This is a genomic window from Sphingobacterium sp. UBA7855, assembly GCA_002500745.1.
GTDB lineage: Bacteria > Bacteroidota > Bacteroidia > Sphingobacteriales > Sphingobacteriaceae > Sphingobacterium.
Window position 1 is genome coordinate 197,093 of record DLST01000020.1, and the last position, 18,361, is coordinate 215,453.

Genomic DNA, 18,361 nt, shown 5'->3' on the forward strand with positions numbered 1-18,361 from the left:
TATACGGTTGCCATCATCAAAGATCAATAGGTGTTTATTTTTTCTTTTTAAACAGCTTTTTGCCAATCGTAGTTAAAATCACCACGATAATACCTCCTCCTAGTCCAAACAACAGCTCTTTTATCATTCCTGGCAGGGCTGGTAGCGCATGGTGTAAAAAATCAATATAATGCGCAAATATTCCGCCTGAAACCAGAATTAAAGCAAATGTACCTACAACAGCCAATAATTTGATAACAAAGGGCAGTGCACGGACTAAAAACCGACCTAGGCTCGCAACAGGACCTTTTTCACGGGAAGTTTTAATTAATTTATAACCTGCATCGTCCATACGAACGATAAGTGCTACAATACCATAGACTCCGACTGTAGCCAGAAAAGCAACAACCGAAACCGTAATAATTTGTAAGGACAAGCTTTTTCCCAGAACCGTTCCCAAAGCAATAATGACGATTTCCACAGAAAGAATAAAGTCTGTCGTAATAGCCGATTTTACCTTCGCTTTTTCAGCGGCAACTGAGTTTTCAGCAACAACAGTCTCCACTTTTGTTTCCTCCGTAGGATGTTTGCGATGGAACAGGTATTCAATAATCTTCTCAACACCTTCAAAAGCAAGATAGAAACCTCCTAAGATTAAAATATATTTGATGGCAATTGGAAAAAATACATTTAGTAATAATGCTATAGGTACAATTATCAATTTATTGAGCAGTGAGCCCTTTGTAATTGCCCATAAAACCGGGAGCTCGCGTGAAGCTAAAAAGCCAGTCGCTTTTTCGGCATTAACCGCTAAATCGTCACCTAAGATTCCAGCAGTTTTTTTTGTTGCGATTTTACTCGCTACTGCCACATCATCCATCAACGCTGCAATATCATCTAGAATTGCAAATATTCCTGAAGCCATATTTATATAAAAATTGAACGTAAAAATATAAATTTAATTCAATTTTGAAACAAGGAATTTAATTCATTTGCAATATCAAGCTACATTACATTTGAATTAAATACGTAATTTTAATACCACAAAGACAACCATTATGAAAAATTCAATTGCACCAGAGGACCAGTCTTTACTGCTGGAGACTTTAGAAAAAAGATTTAATAAATTTACGAATAGGCATCCACAGATCAGTTGGAATGAGGTTGCTGACAAATTACGTGACAATCCCCAAAAATTGTGGAGCCTCCACCAGATGGAAAAGAGTGCCGGTGAGCCTGATATCGTTATTATTGATCCAGAAACAAAGGTATATGCCTACGTAGACTGTGCGGAGGAAAGCCCCAAAGGAAGAAGAAGTCTTTGTTTTGACCAAAAGGCACTAAATGATAGAAAAGAAAACAAACCTATTGGAAGTGCAGTGGAAGAGGCTAAGAAGATGGGGACTGAGCTACTTTCCGAAGAACAGTATCGCCAGCTACAGATGTTCGGTGAATTTGATTTGAAAACTTCTAGCTGGATACAAACGCCAGAAGCTATCCGCAAACTTGGTGGTGCTTTATTCTGTGACCGACGCTATAGCCGAGTTTTTACGTATCATAATGGAGCCATCTCTTATTATGCAGCACGCGGTTTTCGCACCATACTTTTTCTTTAAATAAAAGCAATCAAATACCTAAAATAAACGCATTATTTTCCCACTCGTGACATACCGCTGTCATTCGCTAAACTAACTTTGAGGAAAAATAAGACGCATGAAAAATAAAACACTTCCTTCATTTAGTATAATTGGCCTCGCCATCCGTACGAGCAACCAAGATGGACAGGCAGCTAAAGACATTCCAGAACTTTGGGCACGCTTTTTTCAAGAAGATGTATTAAGCCGTATACCCAACAAGATATCCAGCGAACTCTACTGTATCTATACCGAATATGAAAAGGATCACACCTTACCTTATACCACTTTCTTGGGCTGTAAAGTGAGCAATCTTGAAGAAGTACCCGAAGACTTGGACGGTATTCATATCGCTGAAAATCGTTACCAACACTTTACGGCAGAAGGAAGTTTAGAAGATGGTATCGTTTATGAAACTTGGCAAAAGATATGGAGCTCAGATCTACCAAGAACGTATGCCGCAGACTTTGAAATATATGGCGAAAAAGCCCAAAATCCACAAGATGCAAAAGTGGATATATACATCGGTATCCATTAGTGGGTATACCGTAACAAAAAGTATGTCTTAAGGTATTCATCATATATTTTAAACTAAATAACACTTACCTTTGTACCGATTTAAAGAAAAATATTATGCAAGGCAATACGACATACAGAAAAAAAGTTGTTCGATATAGCTATTTAAAATTAATTGGAAGTTCAGTATTTGTCAGTATCATTTGTTGCTTATTGGCATACAGTCTCAAGCACAGCACAGGTTATGTACAGGAAGAGTTGTTTGAAAGAGTATTTGCCTGGAATCCTAAACTGTTTATTATTCTACCCAGCATAGGTATTACAGCTATTTATTTCTTACGGAAATACGCTTTTCAAAATAGAAAAAACAAAGGGATCAAAGAAATCTATACAACATTGGAAACAAGAAAAGACCATTTGCCTTTTTTTAAGATTCCATCACATTATATCAATGGTTTTCTAACTGTAATTTTTGGTGGTTCAACCGGTGTTGAAGTCTCCACAGTCGTTGCCACAGCCACAGTAGGTAACCAAGCGTATAAGAGATTACATCCGGCTTGGGCCTACAAAACCGAGTTGATCTGCGCAGGCGTAATTGCTGGAGTCACACTGTTGTTTGGAAGCGCATTGGGTGGTTTTCTTTTTGCTTTTGAGGTTATTGCACGGAGATATAATAAGACTTTACTCATTAGCGGACTAACTTCAATGGCTGTGGCATCCGTATTCGTTTATTACCTTGACGCAAGTCCTTTATTTACATTTGAGGTAAAAGCATGGCGATGGCAGGCGATCCCTTTTGTCGCTATTTTAGGACTGATTGGCGGGATCTTAGCGTTATATTTTACTAAAATTGTTATTTATGCAAAGTCCTATTTTGCAGGCATAAAAAGTAATTTTATCCGTGTCAATTTGGGCACAATCACTGTTGGGACGTTAATCTTTTTCTTGCCGGCACTGTATGGTGACAGCTATCATGGTCTTGGAGAAATTCTAAAAAGCAGTCTGCATGATTCTGTCAATTTACTATACTTTCTTCCGCTGATCCTGCTTGTTCTCTTAAAACCTTTTGTAGCCTCTTTGACCTTAGGTGCAGGTGGTGATGGCGGCGTTTTTGCCCCAAGTATTGTTACCGGTGCATTTTTAGGCGTTTTGTTTGCACAGCTTTGTAATCATTACCTCGGCACACAATTGGTGGTTATAAATTTTGCTCTTTTTGGTGCTGCAGCTATGCTTTCTGCGGCTATTCACGCACCATTTACGGCAATCTTTATTATTGCAAGCCTTGTTCCTTCAGGCTATTTATTACTAGCACCGCTACTCATCAGTAGTTTTATTGCGAAAGCGCTGGCAAAAAAACTATATCCTTATAATGTATACACCTATAAGGAAGTGGCGACAGCCAAACCACTTTAATCGCACTCATTGATCAACAAAACATGATCAAATTACAATAAAAAAGCACCTCAAATGTATTTGAGGCGCTTTTTTCATGATTTAATCTTCCCTGCTTCCATCATCTGCCATACGGACTACCTTGGGCGAAAATTTTGCCACGACATCAACAAGATCTCTTTGTGAAGCCATTACGGTATGGATGTCTTTATAGGCCATCGGCGCTTCATCCATCCCTGCCCCAAGCAACATAATACCTTTATCTTTAAGCATCGAATGGAGATCATGGGAAGATAGCGTTTTAATCGCTTGTGTACGGCTCATCAATCGACCTGCCCCATGAGATGCCGATTGTATCGCATTCGACTCCCCTTTTCCACGAACCAAAAATCCTGGTGTAGCCATGGAGCCTGGAATAATCCCCATAACCCCTTTTGCAGCTGGCGTAGCACCTTTTCGATGGACAATAACCTCTTGACCATTCCACGTTTCCTTCCATGCAAAATTGTGGTGATTTTCAACCTTCGCCAACAATTCGGCCCCTAAAGCCACCGTAATCTTTTCATGGATCACTTCATGGCAAGCTGACGCATAGTCGCCGGCGAGATTCATCGCTAGCCAATATTCTTGCCCTTCATGAGTATCTAAGTCTAAATAGGCCAGATTTTCAGCCTGGTAAGGCAACTTACACAAGGATTTAGCCAACTTGGTATAATGTGCCGCAATGGTAGCGCCCATTCCTCTTGAACCTGAATGGGTCAGTAAGCCTAAATAGGCTCCGCTATCAATGTTCAAAACCTCATCTCTTTCTTCAAATTCGACTATACCAAACTCCACAAAATGATTCCCCCCACCTGAAGATCCCAATTGCGTCCAGGCTTTATCCTTCAATGCGGAAAGGAAGCTGTTCTCAGTGAACAACTCGTTATCCAATACAGCATGATCTACACGTTCATGTCTCAAATATCCATTGCCAGCACCAAACTTACTATTACGCAGAATAATGTCTTTCAAGGTCATTAAATTGTCTTCCAAAAATGAGGCTGGCAAATCAAAGATCGACAAAGCCATACGACAGCCAATATCAACACCGACCCCATAAGGAATCACAGCATTATTAGTCGCCAGTACGCCACCAATTGGCAACCCATATCCTTGATGCGCATCTGGCATCAACGCTCCTGCAACTGAAACAGGTAATTTCATGGCAACACTCATTTGTGCTTTCGCCCCTGTTTCGATTTCAGATGCACCATAAATCGTATATTCCGCAGGAGTCTCGTTCAATGCAATTAACGACTTATCAACAGCCTCTTGCCCAAGTATAGCATGGGCCAAAATTCCGAAAACAGCATCTTCTGAATACCCAGTCGGATCTTCCAGGACAGACTTGAACTTTTCGAGCATTTCTACCCGCGTAAAACCGTGTCTTTTACTGTTGATTTTCAATGCAACACCCAAAGTATGATTCTCTTTATACCCTAATGCAATTAAATCATTGCCATTTATTCTCTTATTTTCCATTTTTTACTTTCTTTTTTGATGGAGCAGCCATACAACTTCTCCAAAGCAGGTAACAACATCTCTTTACGTTGCTACCTGCACCTCTTTCAACTTATTAATCTTTTATTTCACAAACAATTGCTTGAGTTGGTCAACAATTTGTCCATTTCCGGAAACCGAAATCGTATTGATCTTTTCAGCAATCTTTTCGACATATTCCATTTCCTTCAATTTAAACAACATACTGTTTTCTTCCATCAGCTTCGCTGTATTCAACAAACTCCGTGTCGAAGCAGTCTCTTCACGACGCATGATACTATTTGCCTGTGCCCTCTTCTCTGCAATCAACACCTGGTTCATGATGTCCCGCACATCTCCTGGTAAAATAACATCTTTAACGCCGCAGGTCAACAGTGTTATATCCAAGCCCGCGACTTGTGGCAAAGTGTTTTCTAAGACATAGCCCTGTATTTCGGTCTTTCGCTCCATCAACTCGTCCAAAGTCATCTGGCCAATATAGGACCGTAAGGTCAACTGCATCAACGAATACAATTGCTTTTCATATTCTTTATTATCCAATAGCGCTTTAACAATATCCACAATCTGATATTGCAGCGTGAAATTGATTCTGATCTGTGCCTTATCTTTGGACAAGATCTCCTGTCCTACCACCTCCAATGTCAAGACTCTCATATCAGCTTTTGAAATCGCTATGGTTTTTGCATTCTTCCACCAACAATACGTTCCAGATTTCAAAATATCCACATACACACCGTCTACAAAAAGCAGCGCTTTCTCATTTGGTTCAATCTTATATTGACGTACATAATAGCCTAAGCTTTGCTTCTCCAGCAATTGACGATTAACAGATGCAGGGATCTCAATCTCCGTAATGTCTTCCAATTGAAATCTGCGTTCGCGCAATTCCTTCCAAAAAACATGTCTGCCAGACGCTAACGTCTTTTCAAAATTACCATTCAAAAAAACAAGACAGATTTCCGTATCACCCACTTCAACGATATCGACCAATTCGCGAAAACCTGTCAACTGCAACAGTACATCGACATTGCGACCGGAAGGAAATGGATGAGTCGTCGTGTACTTCTCCAGTTTTTCACCAAATCCCAACCAGTAGTTACCGGATTTCAAAACACGGATCACCGCATTGTCCTTAACAACCAATCCGATTTCGTCTGTAGTTAGCTGTACTCTTTTCATTGTATATTCTTTTAAATTTTCCTCATTTCTATTATAAAACCTGCTATTTTTTATCCCTTGACCTCAAGCGGGATTCGAAAGTCCTGGTACCTTTTTTTTAAATCAAAAGTCGATGAACAAATACCCCATCTTATCGTCATGACCTTTTATGATAAATGCAGATACCTCACTTAGGAATCTCAGGCCATCAATCAATTGCTCAATCGCATGAAAAACAGCGCATAAGCAGGATAAAAGATAGCAAGCTTCTACCAAATGACCTTTTTGAAGAAAGTCTTAACTTTGAATGTCCGAATGGACAGTTCGATGCAATACCCTTATGCTATTCCATCCGAAAATGGAAGTGGGATTCGAACCCACACGATTGTGTTGTTATTCTAACCAGACTGAACTATCCTGATTGCTCAGGAGTAGGAATCGAACCTACGACCCACAACTAACTGCTTTGCTCTACCCTTGAGCTACCTTTTTTACAGGAGAGGATTCGAACCTCTAACACGAGCACTTTCCTTTCAACTTCTCGTTTTATCAGTATATTGAAGCTCATAGAGAACAATACTAACCTGCTATACTGAAACAGGTGACCAGGATGCCATCTGAAGAAGAAAGGCTCTTTTATACTTCATAATGAAGTATATATCTTAAAGCTTTTCGCTATAATTTCCATCAAAGAACGTTTGTCACTGTTGACATTACAAATATCGTTGGCTTAATGCGCAGGGAGTTTGCGTAATAATAAAAAGAAATAAGAATATTTATAAAAAAAATATAAAATACTGATATATAGATAATAAAAAACAAATAAGTAGTATCGAGAAAAATTAGAAGTCCTGAACTACGCAGATTCATTGCGTCTTTACTCGACACGGTAGACTTACGGCCCGCTGCATTATTTCAAAAAGAATGGAAAATTAGATTTTTTGATGAATATTCTGTTGAATATAGTGGTAATCCGTGATCATGTTATCCAATTTATATCCTAATTTTATTCCAATTTTAAGACGATATCAAAAAATGAAAAGTTTATATGCAACAATAGGGCTGTTTTGCATGCTAACAAGCTGTACAAATTCAGCGCAAGACCATAAAAGCGCTACTGCAAATCATCCTGCAAAGCAAATACCATTCAAAGACAGCACAAGGACAGTGAAGCAAGACACGGCGGTGGGTCAGCATCAGCAAGCAGAAGCTTGGTTGAAAGGAATTTTTCAATGTACAGGTTCCGCATCTGGAAAATATTGTTACTATCTGGATAAAGAGGACGCATTATGTACCAAGCGATTCCAAGCCTTTTTAAAAGATGCGAATGAAATTTACGGTCCCTCCAACCTCACAGATGAAGAACTACCCAAAGCTGAGGCAGCTTACAGGGCCAAATGGGAGAAAATCTACCCTCTATATACGGAGGAAACCTGGTTATTTGGAAGAGGTAATGACGACGCATTGGATATCAAGGATGTCAAAATCGACAAAGTAACTGAAAGCAAATTTATCGTATTTATTGATTACGGTAATGACATCCGAACCAAAAATGAAGTTCAATTGGTCAATGAGCAAGGTTCTTATAAAATAGATTACTGCAAGACGACTTTCCTACACTAAACGTTCCCACTAGCATTGAAAATGCCAATTTTCTAGACGATAAATTGGCATTTTCAATTTATGATTGTTTCCTATTTTCAATTAAGCTTGGGAGCTATTGTTCCATTTAACAACATTTCCCTGATGGATAAGCCCATAGACGGTTGAGATCCGAGAAACTGCTTCTGCAGAACAACTCGCATCGACAAAAAGGAGGTTAGCATCATCTCCAACTTTCGGCCATACGGAATTCCCTTGATCATCAAGCGGAATTTTGCCATTGGTCGCATAACGAAGGCAACGGGATAACTCGAATTCAGTTTCATAACCATATAATTCCGCAGCTAGATTGGCTTTTTGAAGCATATTACCGCTACCGAAAGTACCCCAATGGTCCTGAACATTGTCGTTTCCTACAAAAACTTCCACTCCCGCTTTTTTCAATTCCCGAAATGGCATCAACATATTGCGAAAAGGAACCGAACTGCATATACCAACTTTCGCTTCTGCCAATCGTTCGGCCGTATGTGCTAAGTCCTTTTTCGGCATGTAACCTAAGGCGAAAGCATGACTGATAAATGTACGTCCCTGCAATGCCGGATTTTCCAATGCTTTATCAATCAAATAATGTATGGTCTTAACACCTGATTCCCCACCCTCATGTAAGTGGATATCGATTCCTTTGTTATTATCCAATGCAAGTTGAACTGTCAGGTCCATCGGTTTCTCAATACTGCCGTCAATACTAAAGGGATCCAAACCACCAATAAAATCCACCTGCTCCCATTTAGCGACTTCCTCCATCAGCTTCGCTGATGCTGTGTAGAATAGACCGTGCTGAGGGAATGCAACCAGTTCTGCAGCAAATGAATATTTTAAATGTTCCAGCGCCTTTAACAAATGCTCCAATGACTTTGTTCCCGATGTAGGCTCTACATTAAAATGCGTCCGTGCAAAATTTGTTCCGTAGCCCTGTAAAAGCGCGATTAACTTTTCGGCCCGTTCGACAGAGGTTTTCAACAACTCGGGGATAATTACCTGTTCCTTGGCAATCATATCTTTTACAGTCCTATTTTTTGGAAATACCGCCTTCCAGGGCAGGCCATATAAGGTTTTATCCAAATGAATATGCATGTCACGGAATGGCGGCAATGCCAATTTACCTTTCGCATCAAAGGTTTCTCCGGGCCCCGCCGATTGCGCAGGCTCAATACTTTTTATTTTATTTGCCTCAATTTGAATATCAAATAATGCCGTTTTCGTAGCAACAATTTCTTCCCTCTCATAAAGAAAGCCAGTTTCTAGCAATACATTCTTCAACAAATAAGTATCTTGATTTTGATTGATTTCATTCATGACTATATCATTTTTCACCAAAGCTAAGTGATTTGAGCCAATGATATTTGTACGAATTATTACAGCTTGTGTAGATATTATGGCTACGTCGTACAGACATACTACTTACAGTCTGAAGTTGGTTACTCGTAGTCCATAATTTGTTCAAACGAAACTCTTATTGTTTGAATTCCGTGTTTAAAAGAAAATTGTTACGATTATAACTATTATTTAATATAAAAAAATGTTACTTTAACACGGCTGCTAGGCTGTCAAGCGATATTGAATGCCGACGCTCCATATCTAATTTAAAATCGAGAAATGCAAATCGAAATCGGTCGTATATTTTATGAAATAGTTCCCTGGAATAAAGATTATATCCAAATTTCCGGTAGTTCATCACCCTATCGTGTACATGCTCCGGCACATTGCGATGTTGCTTTCCTTAAAGAGTACATCAAGTTAAACCCTCCAGAAAGTAAATCGGAAGGTATATCCTATTCCTATCTAGAAAATCCCTACCACCTATTTGGAAAACCTTATTTGGTCAAAATCTATCCTTCCACAACGCTAGCAGCCGTTGAACTGACAGCTACAAGTATATGTGTATATCAAAAGAAGAGCACGAATACATTGAAATTACTGCACAAATGGAGTCAGGAATTACTCTACCATGAAATAATCAAGCAGATTGCTTATTGGGAAGAACAGTTGGATATATATGATGTAGCTACAGTAACCATCCATAAATTATCCAAAAACGATTTTAGAATCGTTGAAGGTGGATTTCATTTTTCAAATCGACTCATTGATTTCGAAAAAGAATACATCAATCTAATTATTCTAAAGGCTTTCTGTAAATTTGCTCATAAGACGCGAAAAGAAACAGAAGCAATTTTCAGTTTATATATTCCAAACTGGAGAGATCTTTATTAGTACAGCATAATAAGATGACAGAAATTAACATCAGAATCCAACTAAAAAAAGACGATTTAATCATACCATTCAGCAATCAAGATCTTATACCATTCATCGCCAAACATCAGCAAGAAATCAATGATTACGTTATCGAGCAATTGGAAGATAAAGACGGCGCACCGCATTTAAGTGACTTTAGCATAAGTGGATTAACTTTTTATACAAATAGTACCGAAGGTTCATTTAGACTTCATTTTAAAATTGATCGTCAATTTTGCTGCAGTGATCTCTCATCGTGTCAAATGGATTATATAGACTTTAAGTTTAATAAATCAAATAATAGTATCACACTAACTGGAAGTTATACCGTTTGGACAATTCAATAGAAGATATGCGAGTACCCGAACGTTATCAAGTTAAGACAAGTTCATTTTCTTTTTATTGGTCGAAGGGGCTTGGTGTCGAATTGCTTCGCAAATTGCCGACGAAACTTTCCATCGCTGCTGCCGATCAATTTACTCCTTTACTCTATCAATTTGACAATAGCTGCGACCAACTTGTCGAGCAGCTACACCTAAAAATTGGTTTCCATCAAGGTCAACAACTGCTTAAAGATGCACTTGCAGGCAAGCCTATTGATGCAGCATACGAACATGTATTGCTGAATTTTTTAAATACATTAGATCTCAGCCCTTCTTGGTTAGATTGGGATAAAATAGAACAAGGCATTGGGCTCAGTCAACGTTCTGGTTTATCAGGACTTATTGTATTACGGGATTATGTCCTCATGGGGGGCTATCAATCCAGTGCGATCAATAAACCCTTAATCTTTACAGGTGCGTTAAAAAAAGGGGCTGTCAAACGACTCACCGAAACGGTAACCTTTTGGGTGGATATCACAGGCGATGATGCGCTGAAAAAGGGTAATATCGGCATAGAGGCCATTCTACTTACCCGATGTATCCATTCGTATGCGCGATTAAACATTCTAAAGCACGGTCAGTGGCAAACAGAAAAATGGGGTATTCCATTAAATACGTGGGATATGCTTGCAACCAATCTCGGATTTTCTCTTGTTTACCTAACAGGGCTAAAACGTATGAAATTCAATGTATTGGAAAACGAGGTAGAAGGTTTATTCCATGTCTGGAAGTTTATCGGAACATTGCTGGGTATTCCATTGCAACTTCTCCCCGACACAGAGGAGCAAGCCATTGAAGCTTTGTATTATTGGACCATGACACAACAATCAGGAGATCAGGATAGTTTAGCTTTAGCAAAATCACTCATGGAAGAGCCCATTAAAGCGGCCTACCCCACAAACAAATGGGGACGAAAGATCATGCGCGAAATTCACCTCTACTACAATCATTATCTATTGGGAGACTATTCGTGTTCACTATTGGGTTTAAAAAAGACGGTACTCGGTAAAATTGCTTATGTGAATATCTTAAAAAATAAAAAAGCAAATCGTATGGTTACCGACAGCTTATGGCGACAACAACAAATTGACAAAGGAAGAAAAGTACACGAAGGCGTGAAACAAATCTATCTGAAATACAATTAACCAACGTTGCGCTCGTAAGGCACCCGTGTCGCAATGGAGCGTCCCAGGGTTAGCTCATCGACATATTCCAACTCGCCACCAAAGGCAATACCGCGGGCAATCGTTGTAATTTTTACATCAAATTCACGCAATTTACGGTATAAATAAAAAATGGTGGTATCCCCTTCCATTGTTGCTGAAAGCGCCAAAATAACTTCTTCTACCTCACCTCTCTGGATTCGATTAATTAAACCTTCAATTTTTAGATCAGCGGGGCCAATACCATCCATAGGCGAAATTAATCCCCCCAATACATGATATACGCCTTGATATGAATTTGTATTTTCGATGGCCATCACGTCTCGCGTGTCTTCTACAACACAGATCAAATTTTTATCGCGTTTGAATGAGGCGCATATCTCACATATACTGTGGTCAGAAATATTGAAACATTCCTGGCAATACTGAATATCTTCTTTCAAGCGATCGATAGAGGCCGTAAAACGAGCTACATCCGCATCCGATTGCTTCAGTAGATGCAAAACTAACCTCAATGATGTCTTTTGTCCCACGCCAGGCAGTTTTCCAAATTCGGCAACGGCGTTCTCGAGAAGCTTAGAAGAAAAATTCATAATGCAAATGTAAGAATAATCGGAAAAAGTAGCTACTATTAAAAAAATACCTATATTGTATTCCTTTTTGGAAAATTGAATTTAGAAATTTAAGGTATAACGTTATATATGGACATTACAAAAGAAGATAAAATTATCCGTGCATTTGAGAACAAAACATGGCAAGAAATTAAAGTAAAAGACTCTTGGCAGATTTTTAAAGTGATGTCAGAGTTCGTGGATGGATTTGAGAAATTGGCAAAAATTGGGCCCTGTGTGTCAATATTTGGATCTGCGCGTACCCCGCGTGAACACAAATATTATCAAATGGCGGTAGAAATTGCAAGTTTATTGACAGCACGTGGTTACGGTATTATTTCGGGCGGCGGGCCAGGTATCATGGAAGCAGCGAACAAAGGTGCTTATGAGTCAGGGGGTAAATCTGTTGGATTGAACATTGAACTACCCTTTGAACAATTCCACAACAAATATATCGACCGAGATAAGCTCCTAGAATTTAAGTACTTCTTCGTGAGAAAAGTGATGTTTATGAAGTATTCTCAAGGCTATATTGTTATGCCGGGAGGTTTTGGAACGATGGACGAACTTTTTGAAGCAATCACATTGATCCAAACGGGCAAAATCGCACGTTTTCCAATCGTATTGGTGGGCTCTGATTATTGGAAAGGATTAATGGACTGGGTTCAAAACACGATGATTTCCAATAAATATATCAGTGAAGAGGATTTAAAACTGTATCGAATTGTGGATACTGCGGAGGAGGCTGCTGACCATATTTTCCGATTCTACGACAAGTACCTGTTGAAGCCAAACTTCTAAAAAGTAGTTACTTTGAAAAAAAAGAGTATCTGAGAATTAACAGATGCTCTTTTTTTATGCCTATCGCGCAGGTAATATTTTAGGAAAGCATCAAATTTGTTCGTGAGCATCGCATTTATTAATTAAAGTTATATTATTAATTATTTAGTCATTACATTTACTCCGCTATTAGCTTAGCGTAACCATAGAAAAACATAGTATTGACGTGTATGAAAGATTTTGGAGCCCATTCAGATGAGGAGCTAATCGTATTGATTCAACAGGACGATTCCATCGCTTTCGCAGCCTTATATGATCGTTACTGGAAAACCCTCTATTATCAGGCTGCCCGCAAAACAAATTCGCTGGAAGATGCACATGAAATCGTACAGAATATATTTGCTTCCTTATGGCTACGCCGTAATCAACTCCAAATTGAAAGCAATCTTGCTTCCTACCTCGCTGTGGCCGTTAAATACAAAGTATTTAAATATCTGGCACAACAATACAAACAGGAGGCTTTTAAGCACGATACGGAATGGGTGGATTTTGATAACTCGACGGAAAATTGGCTCCAGTTTGAAGAGCTTCGTGTTCGGTTAGATCAGCTTGTTTCCGAACTGCCCGAAAAATGCCAGCTTGTTTTCAAATTATCCCGCGAAGAAGGACTTACTTATAAACAGATCGCTGAGCACATGAACATCTCTGTGAAAACGGTCGAAACCCAATTAGGCCGTGCCTTAAAAAAAATACGCGCTGGTATTCAGCGCTTTCTGATTACTTTGTAATTTTTTTTCTCTTCTTGTCAGGGTATCAGCCCAATTTAGGGACTCTATATAAAAAATAACTCCTAAATATGGTTGATCATAATCAATTCCGGATAAAGAAATTGGCTTACAAATGGATTCAAGGCACATGTACCCCTGAAGAGGAAGCCGAATTGCAAGAGTGGTATGAAACAAGTAATGGCGAACCTCTCCCTATCCCCGAGGAGCTCGCAACGGATGAACAACAACTCAAAGAGCGGTTATTCTTACATATAAAGCAGGAAATCCAAGCGTCAAAAATCAAGCGAATTCCAAAATGGGTGAAATTGAGTGGAATAGCTGCTGCTTTAGCACTGTTATTTATACTACCCCTCTACCTTGTTAAAAGAACAACCGAAGATAGCCCGCAGGTAGCCGTGAAGACGCAAGAGCAAGCTCATCCGGGTATTAAGGCAGCGGTATTAACTTTAGCCGACGGAACTAAAATTGACCTTTCTGCCCACCAACAGAGCGTTCTTCATCAGGATGAACAAGTGAAAATTGTTACAACTGCTTCCGGAACCGTGCAATATCAATTTACAGCCAGTAAGAATACTGATACTAGCCGTACCAATACCATTGAAACGCCGATTGGAACAGAGTATACGATAATTTTGGCCGATGGCAGTAAGGTATGGCTAAACGCTGGCTCCGTGCTAACGTTTCCTGAATCTTTTGCGTCAAATAGCCGTGAAGTAAAATTATCTGGTGAAGCCTATTTTGAAGTCAGCCACGATAGTAAGCGACCATTCTATGTGCGATCGAATGAACAAACCATTCGCGTATTCGGAACACATTTTAATGTAAGCTCCTATCCAAATGAAAACAATAAAACCACACTTATAGCAGGCTCTGTACAAGTCTCGCAATTCGGCAAGTCAAAAATGCTGAAACCTGGTCAAGCAGCATTTACCGCAGGCGGGAATCTTATCGTAGCAGAAGCCAATATCGAAGAAGCAATGGCCTGGAAAAATGGCTTTTTCTATTTTGAATCGACACCAATAAAAGATGCACTCGCTGCCATAAAACGCTGGTATAATGTAGATGTTGTCTACAAAGGGACAAACTTGAAGCGTGAATTGACCGGAAAAATAAAACGCAATTCCACAGCAAAGGAATTGGTTGAGACGCTCAATTTCCTTGATATAAAGTGCCAATTACGCAACAATAAAATTGAAGTGGAACTCTAAATTTATCAATATAAAACCTAATTAACCAACTGATTATGAATAAACGTATACCCATTCAAAAGGCTGGCAAAAGAGCAAAGTTATTTGCCGCTTTACTAGCTATCCAGTGCATTTCCCATGCAAATAATGTTGCGCTGGCAAATGTGAGCCAGTCTAAAATCAAATTACAACACGAAGAATACACGTTGGCAAAGTTCGCAAAAGAAATCGAACGTCAGAGTTCTTATGTGTTTCTGTACGATAACTCGCAGATTAATGATAACCAAAAAATCCGAATAAACCATAAAGATGGTTCTATTGTTGAAATTCTGGATGACAACCTGAAAAAGCTCTCGTATTCTTATAAAATTGTCAACAACACCATTGTCTTAAAAAGGAAAACAGATGATATGCCCTTAAGAAACACGATGAATGTACAACAGCTTGTCAAAGGGCGCGTTTCCGATAGCGATGGTAAAGCATTAACAGGGGTCACAATCCGCAATACAACAACAGGTAAACAAGCGGAAACAGACAGTAAAGGTGAATTCTCTATTGAAGCAACCTCTACACATCAACTGAGCTTTAGTTCGATAGGTTATGAGACTATCATTAGTACGGTAGGTTCCAATAACTTCCTCAACGTGCAGCTAAAAGTTGCCAACAATCAATTGGAGCAGATCGTTGTGGTCGGTTTTGGAACACAGAAAAAAAAGGACATCACGGGTGCCATTGCAACCATGAGTACAAAAGATATAGAAGACCGACCAGTGACCCAGTTAGCGGGTGCCATGGAAGGTAAAATGGCAGGAGTAGAAATTGTAAAATCATCGGGACAGCCACAAGCAGGCTTTTCCATTCGGGTTCGCGGAACCTCAACAATCACTGCAGGTAGCAACCCTTTATATATTGTAGATGGAGTTCCTACAGAAAATATAGCAGAACTAAACCCTTCCGATATTCAAAGCATTTCGGTCTTAAAAGATGCTGCTTCTGCCGCTGTCTATGGGTCTTCTGGAGCCAATGGCGTGGTGTTGATTACGACCAAAAGAGGAACAAACGGTAAGACACTGGTAAATTTCGAAACCTATCAAGGATTTTCAGCCATCAGAAAAAAGCCTAGCGTTCTAAATGCGGTACAATATAGAGAATTAATGACTGAGATGGGAGAAGCCTTAGATTGGTCGAAATATACCGCTGATACGAACTGGCCAGATCAGCTATTCCGCACCGGTCACAGCCAAAAATACCAGGCTTCAGTACGCGGTGGAGATGAAAAGACAGGATTTTACATCTCTGGATCTTATCAAAAAGATAATGGTACAGTCATCACAAATACAGTAAACAAGGTCAATTTCAAGGTTAATTTGGATCATCAGATCAACAAAATCTTTAAAGTTGGAACAAGCTTATCTTACAACCGTTGGTACGACGTGGACATTACCGAGAACTCCCGAAATGGAGTTATCATGAATGCTTACCTGGGCTCTCCAGTAATCGGCATATATGGCGATAAAGGTGCTTTCACAGTGGATCCATTCTATACAGATCTTGACAACCCCGTTGCATTGGCAACAGGCAACGAGCATAGCTATATCAACAACAGATTTACAGGAAATGCCTTTGTGGAAGCCAATATCCTACCGGGACTAAAATTCAAATCGCTGTTTGGGTATGAGAAATTTAACAACCAGTACCGTACTTTTGTGGATCCGTTCCGCACGACAGAGGGTAGAAAATATAAAGGGATGGCGACGCTCCAGCAGCAGGACAATCAGTATTGGATGTCCGAAAATACATTAAACTATGACAGAACTTTTAGTGACAAGCACCACTTCACAGGTTTACTAGGTTATATTGCCACTAAAACACAAACAACAATCTCAAATATCGCTACCCAGAATTTTGCTAATCCAGCAATTCACACCGTTAATGGAGGTTCGATGATTACGGCGATGCCAACAGCGATAGATGCTGCTGTATCCACTGTTTCTGGCATTGCAAAAATCGGTTATGATTATAACGACAAGTACTTATTTACAGCAAATCTGCGGGCTGACGCATCATCTGTATTTGGCCCAAATAACCGTTGGGGTTACTTCCCTTCTTTCTCTGCCGGCTGGCGTTTATCCAATGAAGATTTCTTTAGTTCGCTGAAAAACACGGTAAACGATTTGAAAATCCGCGCGAGTTGGGGTAAGGTTGGAAATAGCCAAATCCCGGCCTTTTCCTATCTTGGTTTAGTTGACGTCACGGGATCGTACAATATCGGCGATCAGGTTGTACCGGGGTATACACCTTCTACCTTGGACAATCCCAATTTAAAATGGGAAACAACAAATCAGACCGATATTGGTGTGGATGCCAGTTTCTTTAATTCAAGATTGATATTTGGTGCAGATTATTATGCAAAAAGGACTGTAGGCCTACTTCTCAGCTCAAGGGTTCCGTACAGTTCGGGCTATAGAACTGCGCTGAAAAACTTAGGCGACCTACAAAATAGAGGTTTCGAATTCGAATTGAGTAGCCGAAATTTCGTTCACGATTTCAAATGGAATACAACAGTCACCTTTGGGCTCAATCGCAATAAAGTACTGAATATTGATGGCGGAACCTACTATGACGGAAATATTGATGGCCGGGGTAATAGTACGATTGCAAAAGAAGGGGTTGCATTGGGATCATTCTGGGGTTACGTCGCGAAAGGCGTCAATCCAGCGACCGGAGATATGATCTATCAGATGGCTGATCCGGAAGCAGGTCTTCAAACGAGTGATATGGCTATCATTGGTAATGCTACACCAAAATTCTCTTATGGCATGACAAACGATTTTAGTTATAAGAACTTCAGCTTTTCTTTTTTCTTACAGGGTGTACAGGGAAATGATATCCTTAATGCGACACGTATTTATACAGAGGGTATGTGGGAACCGAGAAACCAAAGTACTGCCGTATTAAACAGATGGACAGTCAATAACAAAAATAGTACTATGCCGCGTCCGGATCTAAATAATACAGATGACAACTACAATTCACAGATTTCTTCCCGTTTTGTAGAGAAAGGTTCCTACCTCAGGGTAAAATCGATGACCTTGGCCTATACGCTACCTAAACAAGTGCTTGAACGATGGAAGCTCAATAAGGTCCGTCTTTATGTGACAGGCGAGAATCTGTTAACATTCACAAAATACTCAGGTCTAGATCCTGAGGTAAGCATGTATGGGGGAACTAACCAGGAAACCGTGAGCTCCAATATGGCACCGGGCATCGATTTTGGAACTTCGCCACAGGCACGCACCTTTATTGTTGGTTTAAACCTGACTTTTTAACCTTT

The 18,361-nt window shown here is 39.7% G+C and carries 16 protein-coding genes and 1 tRNA gene; 11 read left to right on the forward strand and 6 right to left on the reverse strand.

Features of this window, described 5'->3' with window-relative positions; translation table 11 throughout:
* Positions 1–34: 34 nt before the first annotated feature.
* Positions 35–904 carry a DUF808 domain-containing protein gene (locus B2107_RS20175; RefSeq protein ID WP_293957554.1) on the reverse strand — a complete coding sequence of 290 codons (870 nt, stop codon included), beginning with the start codon at positions 902–904 and terminating at the stop codon, positions 35–37.
* Positions 905–1,037: 133 nt separating this feature from the next.
* On the opposite strand from B2107_RS20175, the gene B2107_RS20180 reads away from it, so the two are divergent.
* From B2107_RS20180 to B2107_RS20190, 3 genes are all read left to right on the forward strand, one after another.
* On the forward strand, positions 1,038–1,595 hold the full coding sequence (locus tag B2107_RS20180; protein WP_293957555.1) for a DUF4256 domain-containing protein: 558 nt from the start codon (positions 1,038–1,040) through the stop codon (positions 1,593–1,595).
* Positions 1,596–1,692: 97 nt separating this feature from the next.
* On the forward strand, positions 1,693–2,151 hold the full coding sequence (locus tag B2107_RS20185; protein ID WP_293957556.1) for a GyrI-like domain-containing protein: 459 nt from the start codon (positions 1,693–1,695) through the stop codon (positions 2,149–2,151).
* Between the two features lie 95 nt (positions 2,152–2,246).
* The gene (locus tag B2107_RS20190; protein ID WP_293957557.1) at positions 2,247–3,542 is read left to right on the forward strand and encodes a chloride channel protein; all 1,296 of its coding nucleotides are present in this window, start codon (positions 2,247–2,249) and stop codon (positions 3,540–3,542) included.
* An 81-nt stretch (positions 3,543–3,623) separates the two neighbouring features.
* Here B2107_RS20190 and B2107_RS20195 read toward each other — a convergent pair whose 3' ends face one another.
* The 3 genes from B2107_RS20195 to B2107_RS20205 form a co-directional block, all read right to left on the reverse strand.
* Positions 3,624–5,045 (reverse strand): RtcB family protein, encoded by a 1,422-nt coding sequence (locus B2107_RS20195; protein ID WP_293957558.1) that lies wholly within the window; start codon positions 5,043–5,045, stop codon positions 3,624–3,626.
* A gap of 102 nt (positions 5,046–5,147) precedes the next feature.
* The gene (locus B2107_RS20200; RefSeq protein ID WP_293957559.1) at positions 5,148–6,242 is read right to left on the reverse strand and encodes a slipin family protein; all 1,095 of its coding nucleotides are present in this window, start codon (positions 6,240–6,242) and stop codon (positions 5,148–5,150) included.
* Positions 6,243–6,646: 404 nt separating this feature from the next.
* A tRNA-OTHER gene (locus B2107_RS20205) sits at positions 6,647–6,708 on the reverse strand.
* A gap of 548 nt (positions 6,709–7,256) precedes the next feature.
* Here B2107_RS20205 and B2107_RS20210 point away from each other — a divergent pair.
* Entirely contained in the window at positions 7,257–7,844 is a 588-nt protein-coding gene (locus B2107_RS20210; protein ID WP_293957560.1) for a hypothetical protein, read from the forward strand.
* A gap of 81 nt (positions 7,845–7,925) precedes the next feature.
* On the opposite strand, the gene B2107_RS20215 is transcribed toward B2107_RS20210, so the two are convergent.
* Complete coding sequence (locus B2107_RS20215; protein WP_293957561.1) at positions 7,926–9,179, reverse strand: amidohydrolase; 1,254 nt, start codon at positions 9,177–9,179, stop codon at positions 7,926–7,928.
* 300 nt (positions 9,180–9,479) lie between these two features.
* On the opposite strand from B2107_RS20215, the gene B2107_RS20220 reads away from it, so the two are divergent.
* The 3 genes from B2107_RS20220 to B2107_RS20230 are packed head-to-tail and all read left to right on the forward strand — an operon-like array spanning position 9,480 to position 11,643.
* Complete coding sequence (locus B2107_RS20220; protein WP_293957562.1) at positions 9,480–10,094, forward strand: hypothetical protein; 615 nt, start codon at positions 9,480–9,482, stop codon at positions 10,092–10,094.
* Between the two features lie 14 nt (positions 10,095–10,108).
* Entirely contained in the window at positions 10,109–10,462 is a 354-nt protein-coding gene (locus tag B2107_RS20225; protein ID WP_293957563.1) for a hypothetical protein, read from the forward strand.
* Positions 10,447–11,643, forward strand: a complete 1,197-nt coding sequence (locus B2107_RS20230; RefSeq protein ID WP_293957564.1) for an oxygenase MpaB family protein — start codon at positions 10,447–10,449, stop codon at positions 11,641–11,643. Before B2107_RS20225 ends, B2107_RS20230 begins: the two co-directional genes overlap by 16 nt.
* On the opposite strand, the gene recR is transcribed toward B2107_RS20230, so the two are convergent.
* Positions 11,640–12,254, reverse strand: coding sequence for a recombination mediator RecR (gene recR, locus B2107_RS20235; protein WP_293957565.1), 615 nt, complete (start codon positions 12,252–12,254; stop codon positions 11,640–11,642). The genes B2107_RS20230 and recR overlap by 4 nt on opposite strands.
* A 114-nt stretch (positions 12,255–12,368) precedes the next feature.
* On the opposite strand from recR, the gene B2107_RS20240 reads away from it, so the two are divergent.
* The 4 genes from B2107_RS20240 (at position 12,369) to B2107_RS20255 (ending at position 18,356) form a co-directional block, all read left to right on the forward strand.
* Positions 12,369–13,073 (forward strand): TIGR00730 family Rossman fold protein, encoded by a 705-nt coding sequence (locus B2107_RS20240; protein WP_209579315.1) that lies wholly within the window; start codon positions 12,369–12,371, stop codon positions 13,071–13,073.
* Between the two features lie 209 nt (positions 13,074–13,282).
* Positions 13,283–13,840: an RNA polymerase sigma-70 factor gene (locus tag B2107_RS20245; RefSeq protein ID WP_293957566.1), complete on the forward strand. Its 558-nt coding sequence runs from the start codon at positions 13,283–13,285 to the stop codon at positions 13,838–13,840.
* Between the two features lie 68 nt (positions 13,841–13,908).
* Positions 13,909–15,048, forward strand: coding sequence for a FecR family protein (locus B2107_RS20250; RefSeq protein WP_293957567.1), 1,140 nt, complete (start codon positions 13,909–13,911; stop codon positions 15,046–15,048).
* Positions 15,049–15,083: 35 nt separating this feature from the next.
* On the forward strand, positions 15,084–18,356 hold the full coding sequence (locus B2107_RS20255) for a TonB-dependent receptor (protein ID WP_293957568.1): 3,273 nt from the start codon (positions 15,084–15,086) through the stop codon (positions 18,354–18,356).
* The last annotated feature ends 5 nt before the right edge of the window (positions 18,357–18,361 follow it).